The organism is Geodermatophilus sp. SYSU D01176 (genome assembly GCF_054050015.1).
The window spans coordinates 1-9,662 of record NZ_JBJGYN010000090.1 but is presented as its reverse complement, the minus strand read 5'-3'; the positions used below and the strand labels follow the sequence as shown (position 1 = coordinate 9,662).

Sequence of the window (9,662 nt, the reverse complement as noted above, 5' to 3'; positions counted from 1 at the left end):
GCGGCTCCCCGAGCACCTCGGGGAGCCGCCGGCCCAGGGCGTCGGCGGGGGCCACGCCCACCAGGTCGGCGAGGTTCTCCGACACCTGCTCGACGACGAGGTCGGGTTCGCTGACCGCGAGCAGCACGCCGCGCGGCTGGATGCTGCCGGGCACGTGGATGGGCTCGCGGTCGCAGTTGGAGAGGTCGACCGGCGTCCCCGCCGGCAGCAGGTCGGTCTCGGGGACGGTCACGCAGGCGCCCCGACCGGGGCGCACCAGGCGGCCAGCGCGGTGAACGTGGCCCGCGCGGCGCCGACCACCCGGCCCGCGTCCCCGCCGGCGGCGACCCGCTCGCGGGTCACCCGCCGGTAGGCGTGCCACATCGCGCCGGTCTCGGCGCCGTAGGGGGAGAAGGCCCCCAGCCGGACGTCGGAGCCGAGGCCGGGCAGCGTGGCCAGGTGGCGGGCGATGAACGTGCCGCCGAGGGTGGAGCCCTCCAGCACGTAGAGCCGGCCCAGGGCCTGGTCGGTGTCCTCGACGGCGGGCAGCTCGGGCCGGACCGCGGCGTCCGGCTCCGCACCCAGGGCGCGCAGGTCGGCGGCGAACAGGTGGGCGCGGCGGCGCCGGGACCAGTCGACCGTCTCGGCGTCGGCGGGCCGGCGGTGCGCCCAGGCGTCGAGGCCCGCCTCGGCGGCGGCCCAGAAGGCGTGCAGCCGGGTGAGGACGGCGACCAGCCGCGCGGGGCCCAGCTGCGGGTCCATCAGGCCGAGGGTGGTCTCCACCTGCTCGTGCTCGACCGCCGTGGCCGTGCGCAGCTCGGTGAGGACGTCGGGGCCCTCCGTGTGTCGAGGCCGTGCCCCTCGTGCAGCACCCGTGGCCTCTCGTCCAGCACCCATACCGGATCCGAGACTAGGCGACCCCCCGCTCCGCGGCGCGCGCTGCGGACTCGGTGTCTCCCCGGTCACGGCCCGCCGAGCCGGGCGCGGCGCAGCGAGGCGTGCAGCAGCAGCCGGGCGTCCCCGTCGGCGGGGTCCAGGCCGGTGAGCTGCGCGATCCGGGAGAGCCGGTAGTACAGCGTCTGCCGGTGCACGTGCAGGGCCGCGGCCGTCTGCGCCGCGCTGCACCCGGTGTCCAGCCACGTCTCGGCGGTCGCGGCCAGGACCGGGTCGGCCAGCAGCGGGGCGACGGCCGGGTCCGGGCCGGGGAGCGCGGCGGCCAGCCGCCAGCCGCCGAGCTCCCCCCAGTGCGCCACGGGGGAGAAGCGCGGGACGGCCGCGGCCACCCGCGCGGCCGTGCGCGCCTGCGCCCACCGGTCGGTCAGCGCCTCGGCCGCGGCGCCGATGCCCGACAGCCCCGCGGTGCTGCCGGTCGGCAGGCCCGCCAGCGCGGCGGCGGTCACCGCGGCGGCCGGTCGGAGGTCCGCCGGGCCGGGTAGCGGGACGGCGACGGCGACGAGCCCGTCGGCGGGCAGCACCGCGCTGACCGCCCCCGCCGCGGGGGCCTGCCACGGCACGGGCAGCCCCGCGCCGGCCGGGCGCAGCGCCACGAGCACCACCGGTGTCCGCTCGCCCCAGGCCGCGGTGAGGGTCCGGGCCGCCGGCGCCTGCGCGGCCGGAGCGCCGGTCAGCGCGACGGCCAGCGGGCGCCCCAGGTCGCCGTCGTCCTCCCGCCCGGCCAGCAGCCGCCCGGCCTCCGCGGCCAGCTCCACCGCGGCGGCCAGCGCGGGGTCGTCGACGGCCGAGGGGTCGGTGCGGCCGCCGTCGAGCAGCCACAGGTAGCCGCGGGTGCGCCCGGCGTGCCGCACCGGCAGCACCAGGCGGGTGAGGATGCCGGCGTCCGGGTCGCCCGGGGTGCGCAGCGGGCCCTCGGCGACCGCGATGCCGAAGTCCTCGAACCAGCGCCGGGTGGCCGGCGTCGAGCCGCGGCCGAGGATCGAGCGGGTGCGCACGGCGTCCATCACCGGGGTGTCGGCGCCGTCGACCGGGTGGGCGCAGAAGGCCAGCAGGGTGAAGTCGGCGTCCTCGAGGGTCGCCGGGGCGCCCAGCAGGCCCGCGACCCGGTCGACCAGCTCCTGCAGCTCGTCCCGCACCCCGCAGCTCCTCCTGTACGCGTGTATGACGCGCCGACGGCGGACACCGTACGTCTGTCGCTGGTCGCCGACGCGGCGGCTGCCTAGCGTCGGAGGCGTCAGGTCCCCGGTGGCGGAGGTGCCGCGCGTGCTCTCGCAGAAGACCCTGTTGCTCGGTGCCTCCCGGCGCCCCGAGCTGCGCCGGCTGGTCACCGGTACCCCGGTCACGCGGCGGGTGGTCGACCGGTTCGTCGCCGGCGAGACCCTCGACGAGGCGCTGGCCGTCGTCCGCACGCTCACCGGTCAGGGCATCGCGGTGACCCTCGACCACCTCGGCGAGGGCGTCACCGACCGCGCCGAGGCGGTGCGCTCCCGCGACGCCTACCTGGCCCTGCTCGACGGGCTGGCGCCGATGGGCCTGGGCCGCGCGGCCGAGGTGTCGGTCAAGCTCTCGGCGTTCGGCCAGGCGCTGCCCGGCGGCGGCACCGACCTCGCGCTGGAGCTGGTGCGCCCGGTGGCCGAGGCGGCGTCGGCGATCGGCACCACGGTCACCCTCGACATGGAGGAGTCGGCCACCGTCGACTCCACCCTCGCCGTCCTCGCCGAGCTGCGCCGCGACCACCCGGGCACCGGCGCGGTGCTGCAGGCCGCGCTGCACCGCACCGAGGACGACGCCGCCGCCCTCGCCGTCCCCGGCTCGCGGGTGCGGCTGGTCAAGGGCGCCTACGACGAGCCGCCGTCGGTCGCGCACCAGGGCCGCGCCGAGGTCGACGCCGCCTACGCCCGCTGCCTCGGCGTCCTGATGCGCGGGCCCGGCCACCCGATGGTCGGCTCCCACGACCCCCGCATGGTCGACCTCGCCCAGCGGCTGGCCGCCGAGTACGGCCGCACGCCGGACTCCTGGGAGGTGCAGATGCTCCACGGCATCCGCACCGACGAGCAGCTCCGGCTGGCCGCCGAGGGCGTCTGCGTGCGCGCCTACGTCCCCTACGGCGCCGACTGGTACGGCTACTTCATGCGCCGCCTGGCCGAGCGACCCGCGAACCTGCGCTTCTTCCTGCGCTCCCTCGTCAGCAGCTGACCCACCCGCCCTCCACCGCAGGAGAACCCCGATGGACGCCGTCACCCAGGTCCCCCCGCCGCGCAACGAGCCGGTGCTCACCTACGCCCCCGGCACCCCGGAACGGGCCGCGCTCCAGCAGCGGCTCACCGAGCTGGCCGGCGACCCGCTCGAGCTGCCCATGACGCTCGGGGAGAAGCAGCGGATGGGCAGCGGCGAGCGCTTCGACGTCGTCCAGCCGCACCGGCACGCCGCCGTCCTCGGCACCGCCGCGCACGCCACGCACGCCGACGCGGAGGAGGCCGTGGCCTGCGCCAAGGCAGCCGCCCCCGCGTGGCGCGACCTGTCCTTCGACGACCGGGCCGCGGTGTTCCTGCGCGCCGCCGAGCTGCTGGCCGGGCCGTGGCGGCAGACGCTCAACGCCGCGACGATGCTCGGCCAGTCGAAGACCGCCTACCAGGCCGAGATCGACAGCGCCTGCGAGCTCGTCGACTTCTGGCGCTGGAACGTGCACTTCGCGCGCCAGGTGCTGGCCGAGCAGCCGGTCTCCTCCCCGGGCGTGTGGAACCGGACCGACCACCGCCCGCTCGAGGGGTTCGTCTACGCGGTCACCCCGTTCAACTTCACCGCGATCGCCGGCAACCTGCCGACGGCGCCGGCGCTCATGGGCAACACCGTCGTCTGGAAGCCCGCGCCCACCCAGCAGTTCGCCGCGCACTTCCTCATGCGGCTGCTGGAGGAGGCCGGGCTGCCGCCGGGCGTCATCACGATGGTCACCGGCGACGGGATCGCGGTCTCCGACGTCGTCCTGGCCGACCGCGACCTCGCCGGCATCCACTTCACCGGGTCGACGGCGGTGTTCCAGCAGCTGTGGCGGCGGGTGGGGGAGAACATCGCCTCCTACCGCGGCTACCCGCGGATCGTCGGCGAGACCGGCGGCAAGGACTTCGTCGTCGCCCACCCGTCGGCCGACGTCGACGTGCTGCGCACCGCGCTGGTCCGCGGCGCCTTCGAGTACCAGGGCCAGAAGTGCTCGGCGGCCTCGCGCGCGTACGTGCCGCGGTCGGTGTGGGCGCGGCTGCGCGACGACCTGGTCGGCGTCACCGAGTCGCTGCCGATGGGCGACGTCACCGACTTCTCGAACTTCATGGGCGCGGTCATCGACCGGAAGTCGTTCTCGAAGCTCTCCGGGGTCCTCGACCGGGTGGACGACGACCCGGCGCTGTCCATCGTCGCGGGCGGCCAGGCCGACGACAGCGAGGGCTTCTTCGTCCGCCCGACGGTCATCGAGGGCACCGACCCCGGGCACGAGGTCTTCACCACCGAGTACTTCGGGCCGGTGCTGGCGGTGCACGTCTACGACGACGCCGACTACGACGCGGTGCTCACCCAGATGGAGTCCGCGGCGCCGTACGCGCTCACCGGGGCGGTCATCGCCTCCGACCGTGCCGCCGTCGCGCACGCGCAGCGCTTCCTGCGGTTCGCGGCGGGCAACTTCTACGTCAACGACAAGCCGACCGGCGCCGTCGTCGGCCAGCAGCCCTTCGGCGGCGGGCGGGCGTCGGGCACCAACGACAAGGCGGGCGCGGCGCAGAACCTGCTGCGCTGGACGTCGACCCGGTCGATCAAGGAGACGTTCGTGCCACCGACCGACCACCGTTACCCGCACATGGAGTAAGGACCCCGTCCTCCCCACCCCTCGCTCCGCTCGGCGCGGGACCCGGGACGGGGCCGTTCCAGCACCTCACCGGGCTCGCGGCGGGATCCTGCAGGGGAGCCGCCCCTCGGCGTTCCCCGCACGGCGGGGACGCCGGGGAGGGGGTCGGCGGCGCAGCGTGACGACGTGCAGGTCGGGGGGCTGCCCGGGCGGGTCCGCGGTACCCCGCGACCGGGAAGCGGTTGACGGGAGCGGGGTCGGGCGGTTTCTGTCCGCACGCCCGATCCCGGGCTGGACGAGGCAGGAAGGCTCCGTCATGGCCGGTCGACGTCATGACCCCCCGCGCCCGTTCCGGCGCGGGACCCCGGCGCGGGCCCCCCGACGGCCCGGGTGCCGGTCATGACCGACGGCACCGTCCTGCAGCTGTCCGCCGCCGGCCGGGTGTGGACCTTCGACGGTTCCCGGCCCGTGGTGGTGGGCCGGGACCCCCGGTGCGACGTGCAGCTGGCCGACGAGCAGGTCAGCCGCACGCACCTGGCGCTGCGGCACGAGGAGCGGGGCTGGGTGCTGCGCGACCTCGGCAGCCGCAACGGCACCTGCCTCGACGGCGCGGTGGTGCCGCCCGGCACGGGGGACGGCGCGACGGGTGCGGGCCGGCTGCTCGAGCCCGGCTCGGAGCACCGGGTGCAGGTGGGCGGGCGGGACGGCCCGGAACTGCTGATCCGGCTCGCGTCCGCCCCGCCCCGCCCCGACGCGGACGCCGGTCCGGCGCCGGAGCGGGTCGTCGTCATCGGCCGCGACCCCGGCTGCGACCTCGTCGTCGCCGACGACCCGCTGGTGTCGCGCCGCCACGCGGCGATCCACGTCACCGGGCCGGACACCGCCGTCGTCCGGGACCTGGACAGCTCCAACGGGACGCACCTCAACGGCACGCGGCTGGCCGGCGCGTCGCCCCTGAGCGCCGGGGACACCATCGGGGTCGGCGGCACGACGCTCACCTGGGACGGCCACGCGGCCAGGCTGACCCGCCCCCGCACGGCGACCTTCAGCGCCCGGCACCTCGCGGTGGCCACCAGCACCGGCAAGCGCCTGCTGGACGACGTCTCCTTCACGGTCCGGGCGGGCCAGCTCGTGGCGGTCATCGGCCCCTCGGGCGCCGGCAAGTCGACCCTGCTCGGCGCGCTCACCGGGCTGCGCCCGGCCGGCATGGGGCGGGTGACCTGGGACGGGCGCGACCTGTACGAGGAGTACGACCACCTGCGCCACCTGATCGGCCTCGTGCCGCAGGACGACGTCCTGCACCGCCAGCTCACCGTCCGGCGGGCGCTCGGCTACGCCGCCCGGCTGCGGCTGCCCCAGGACACCACCGCGGCCGAACGGGACGAGCGGGTGCGCCAGGTCCTCGCGGAGGTGGGGCTGTCCGAGCAGATCGACCAGCGGATCGACTCCCTCTCCGGCGGCCAGCGCAAGCGCACCTCCATCGCCCTGGAGCTGCTCACCGCCCCGCAGCTGCTCTTCCTCGACGAGCCCACCTCCGGCCTGGACCCGGGCCTGGACCGGCAGGTCATGGAGGGCCTGCGGGTGCTCGCCGACGGCGGCCGGGTGGTCCTCGTCGTCACGCACAGCGTGCTCGCCCTCGACCAGTGCGACCGGGTGCTGCTGCTCGCCACCGGCGGCCGGGTCGCCTTCTACGGCCCGCCCGAGCAGCTGCTGTCCTTCTTCGGGGTGCCCGACCACCCGGCGGTCTTCCGGGCGCTCGACGACCCCACGTGGGTCGCCCGGTTCGCCGAGTCGCCGGTCCGCCGGGCCTACGTCGGGGCGACGTCGGTGGTGGCGCCGCCCCCGCCGCCGGCCGGCGAGGCCCCCGCGCCGGTGCGGCCGGCGCCGGTCCGCCAACTGGTCACGCTCGTCCGCCGCAACCTCGCCGTCGTGGCCGCCGACCGGTTGTTCCTGGCCCTGCTGGTCGGGATGCCGGTGGTGCTCGCGGTCATGGCGCACGCCTTCCCGGGCGAGGCCGGGTTGTCGCTGCGCGCCGCCGGCGGGAACCCCGCCGAGGCCCAGCAGCGGATCATCGTGCTGGTGGTGGGCGCGGCCCTGATGGGAGCCGCGCTCGCCGTCCGGGAGTTCGTCGCCGAACGCCCCATCTACCGCCGCGAGCACGCCGTGGGTCTCTCGCCGGCTGCCTACCTGGCCAGCAAGGTCGTCGTCCTGGGCGGGGCCGTCGCGGCCCAGTCGGTGGCGTTCACCCTGCTGGCGCTCCTCGGGCTGCCGGGCCCCGACGACCCCCGCGTGCTGCCCTGGGGCCGGCTGGAGATCGCCGCCGCGGCCGCCGCGGTGGGCGTGACGATGGCCGTCGCCGCGCTGGCGGTCTCGGCGCTGGCGCGCTCCACCGACCAGACCATGCCGGCGCTCGTCGCGCTGGTGATGGGGCAGCTGGTGCTGTGCGGCGGGCTGTTCCCGCTGGCCGACCGGGCCGGCCTGGAGCAGGTCTCCTGGCTGCTGCCGGCCCGTGCCGGCTACGCCGCGATGGCCGCGACGGCCGAGCTGCAGCCCCTGTCCGGTCCGCAGCCGGACCCGCTGTTCACGCCCACCACGTCCCGCTGGGCCCTCGACATGGGGATGCTCGCCGCCCAGGCGGCGGTCTTCCTCGCCGTGACCGCCTGGGCGCTCGCGCGGTCGGTCGCGCGCACCGGCCAGCCGCGCTGACCCGGCCGTCCGGCGCTACAGGTCGCGTTCCCGCACCACACCGCTCTGCAGCGCCCGCTGGACCAGGCGCAGCCGCTTCTGGTTGTGCGGCAGGTCCTCGACGCCGAACTTGGTGAACAGCGCCCGGAGGTGGGTCTTGACGGCGTCCTCGCTGAGGAAGAGCTCGGCGCCGATCTGCTGGTTGGTCGTCGGCACCGCGTAGGCGCCACCGTGCTTGAACGGCCGGCACAGCGCCAGGAGGACCGCGCGCTGCGACTCGGTCAGCGACGCCAGCCTCGGCACGTCGGCGGCGGACACCCGCGTCGACTGGCCCCGGCGGGGTGCGTACTCGCGGAAGTCCAGGAGCGTCCCGCCGACCCGGATGCCGTCGCCGGCGCACAGCCGCCGCCGGCCGGTGAGCCGCTCGCCGTTGAGGTAGGTGCCGTTCCGGCTGAGGCCGTCGTCGGCGATGGTCCAGGCACCGCCGATCCACTCGAGCACCGCGTGCAGGCGGGAGACCTCGGCGTCCCACGTCAGGGCGAGGTCGTTCTCCGGCGACCGGCCCACGGTCAGCCGTTGCGCCGCGCCGGTGAGCAGGAACTCGGCCGGACGGCCGTCGGCGTCCGCGTACCGCAGGAGCGGGCAGCTCAGCGACCCGTCGGGCATCGGCACATGATGCGGCGGCCCCGGTCCGGCGGCAACGGCCGCGGTGCTCCCGGGGTGGGGCACCGGTCCCCGCAGGGTGGGTCGATCCCCACCCCGGGGGTCCTGGAGGCGCGGTCCGGTGCGCCCGACGCTCGTCGTGTCGGACTCGTCGACCACCCTCCTGAGAGGACACCCGCCATGACCACCACCACCCGCCGGGCGCTCGCCCGGCGCTCGATCACCACCGTCGTCCTGGGTGCGGCGGCGGGCAGCGCGCTCCTGTTCGCCGTGCCGGGCACCGCCCTCGCCGCCGGCTCGGAGTCGGCGACATCCTCGGTCGGCGACGCGGAGAAGTCGATCGTCCTCATCGGGATCGAGTGGGAGGGCTACGTCCAGTACCCGACGCGGACCGGCCAGTGGCGCTGGTCGGAGCCCATCCAGGTCACGAGCTCCTGCACGGGCTGGTTCGCCAGCGAGCAGGGGCACATCGTCACCGCCGGGCACTGCGTCGAACCGGAGCAGGTCGAGACCGACGTCCTCGGTGCGTTCCTGGCGCAGCAGGGGCTGGACCTGGACCCGGCCCAGCTCGACTGGCCGGTCGAGGGCCGCGGCGACCACGTCTCGCCGGACCTGACCGGCGTCTGGGCCGTCCAGCCGTCCGCGGTCGAGGGCGCGGTGCTCGAGGACCCGCTGACCGCGCACGTCATCGACTGGCAGCCGTTCGACAACGGCGACCTCGCCCTGCTCCAGGTCGACAACCTCCCGGAGCCGACACCGGCGCTGACGGTCGCCTCCGACCCGCCGTCGGTGGGCGACGAGGTGACCGCCATCGGGTACCCGGGGAACGTCGGCAGCGTCTCCGACGCCGCCCGCCTGCGGGCGTCGTTCAAGAGCGGGACGGTGAGCTCGACGCAGGTGAGCCACGAGGGCGTGGCCCGCACCGAGGTGAACGCGGAGATCGGCTCCGGGATGTCGGGCGGCCCCACGGTCGACGAGGACGGTGCGGTCCTCGGCGTGAACAGCGCCGGCTTCGACAACCAGGCGTTCAACTTCATCACCGACCACGCGGCGCTGGTCGCCTTCCTGGACCACCACGACGTCGAGGCGTCCGCCGCCGGGCACGACACCCTCACCTCGGACGCCGGGCAGCCGGTCCCGGCCTCGTCGTCGCAGCCCAGCGGCTCGTCGACGGCGCTGCTCGCCGCCGCCGGGGGAGCCCTGGCGGCGGCCGCCGGCGGCACGTTCCTGTTCGGCCGGCGCCGCCCGGCCCCCGCGCCGGCGTCCGCATCCGTCGGCCGGGCCGCGGCCGGCCGCGTCGACGCCACCCGCTTCGTGGGCCTGCCGACGTGGATCCCCCCGCGCGGCACGGGCGCTGCCCGCGGGCCGGCCTGCTCCCACCGGGGCAGCGCTCCGGGCGGCGGCTACTGCCGCGACTGCGGGACCCGGCTGGGCTGACCCGGTCGACCCCTCGTGGGGGGGGGGGGGGGGGGGGGGGGGGGGGGGGGGGGGGGGGGGGGGGGGGGGGGGGGGGGGGGGGGGGGGGGGGGGGGGGGGGGGGGGGGGGGGG

General features: G+C 76.8%; 8 protein-coding genes. 4 read left to right on the top strand and 4 right to left on the bottom strand.

The window, feature by feature from the left end:
- From ACI78Z_RS24475 to ACI78Z_RS24465, 3 genes are all read right to left on the bottom strand, one after another.
- Positions 1-232 (bottom strand): hypothetical protein (locus tag ACI78Z_RS24475; RefSeq protein WP_457039140.1); only part of this gene is annotated, 232 nt, incomplete at its 3' end.
- A complete protein-coding gene (locus ACI78Z_RS24470; protein ID WP_457039139.1) occupies positions 229-762 on the bottom strand; it encodes a biliverdin-producing heme oxygenase in 534 nt (177 codons plus the stop codon). The genes ACI78Z_RS24475 and ACI78Z_RS24470, both read right to left, overlap by 4 nt.
- A gap of 179 nt (positions 763-941) precedes the next feature.
- Positions 942-2,069, bottom strand: a complete 1,128-nt coding sequence (locus ACI78Z_RS24465; RefSeq protein WP_457039138.1) for a PucR family transcriptional regulator — start codon at positions 2,067-2,069, stop codon at positions 942-944.
- Positions 2,070-2,196: 127 nt separating this feature from the next.
- Between ACI78Z_RS24465 and ACI78Z_RS24460 the strand changes: the two genes are divergently transcribed.
- The 3 genes from ACI78Z_RS24460 to ACI78Z_RS24450 all read left to right on the top strand — a co-directional run bounded on the left by ACI78Z_RS24460 (position 2,197) and on the right by ACI78Z_RS24450 (position 7,471).
- On the top strand, positions 2,197-3,129 hold the full coding sequence (locus ACI78Z_RS24460) for a proline dehydrogenase family protein (protein ID WP_457039137.1): 933 nt from the start codon (positions 2,197-2,199) through the stop codon (positions 3,127-3,129).
- Positions 3,130-3,160: 31 nt separating this feature from the next.
- Positions 3,161-4,786 (top strand): L-glutamate gamma-semialdehyde dehydrogenase, encoded by a 1,626-nt coding sequence (gene pruA, locus ACI78Z_RS24455; protein WP_457039136.1) that lies wholly within the window; start codon positions 3,161-3,163, stop codon positions 4,784-4,786.
- Positions 4,787-5,164: 378 nt separating this feature from the next.
- Positions 5,165-7,471, top strand: a complete 2,307-nt coding sequence (locus ACI78Z_RS24450; protein ID WP_457039135.1) for an ATP-binding cassette domain-containing protein — start codon at positions 5,165-5,167, stop codon at positions 7,469-7,471.
- A gap of 15 nt (positions 7,472-7,486) precedes the next feature.
- Here the strand turns inward: ACI78Z_RS24450 and ACI78Z_RS24445 are convergent, their stop codons facing one another.
- Positions 7,487-8,116 (bottom strand): FHA domain-containing protein, encoded by a 630-nt coding sequence (locus ACI78Z_RS24445; RefSeq protein ID WP_457039134.1) that lies wholly within the window; start codon positions 8,114-8,116, stop codon positions 7,487-7,489.
- A 177-nt stretch (positions 8,117-8,293) separates the two neighbouring features.
- Here ACI78Z_RS24445 and ACI78Z_RS24440 point away from each other — a divergent pair, with 177 nt between their 5' ends.
- The gene (locus ACI78Z_RS24440; protein ID WP_457039133.1) at positions 8,294-9,550 is read left to right on the top strand and encodes a trypsin-like peptidase domain-containing protein; all 1,257 of its coding nucleotides are present in this window, start codon (positions 8,294-8,296) and stop codon (positions 9,548-9,550) included.
- Positions 9,551-9,662 lie beyond the last annotated feature (112 nt).

Bases quoted from the DNA above. Each gene is read 5' to 3' on its own strand.
- pruA (WP_457039136.1), top strand. From the start codon at position 3,161: ATGGACGCCGTCACCCAGGTCCCCCCGCCGCGCAACGAGCCGGTGCTC.
- ACI78Z_RS24450 (WP_457039135.1), top strand. From the start codon at position 5,165: ATGACCGACGGCACCGTCCTGCAGCTGTCCGCCGCCGGCCGGGTGTGG.
- ACI78Z_RS24445 (WP_457039134.1), bottom strand. From the start codon at position 8,116: ATGCCCGACGGGTCGCTGAGCTGCCCGCTCCTGCGGTACGCGGACGCC.
- ACI78Z_RS24440 (WP_457039133.1), top strand. From the start codon at position 8,294: ATGACCACCACCACCCGCCGGGCGCTCGCCCGGCGCTCGATCACCACC.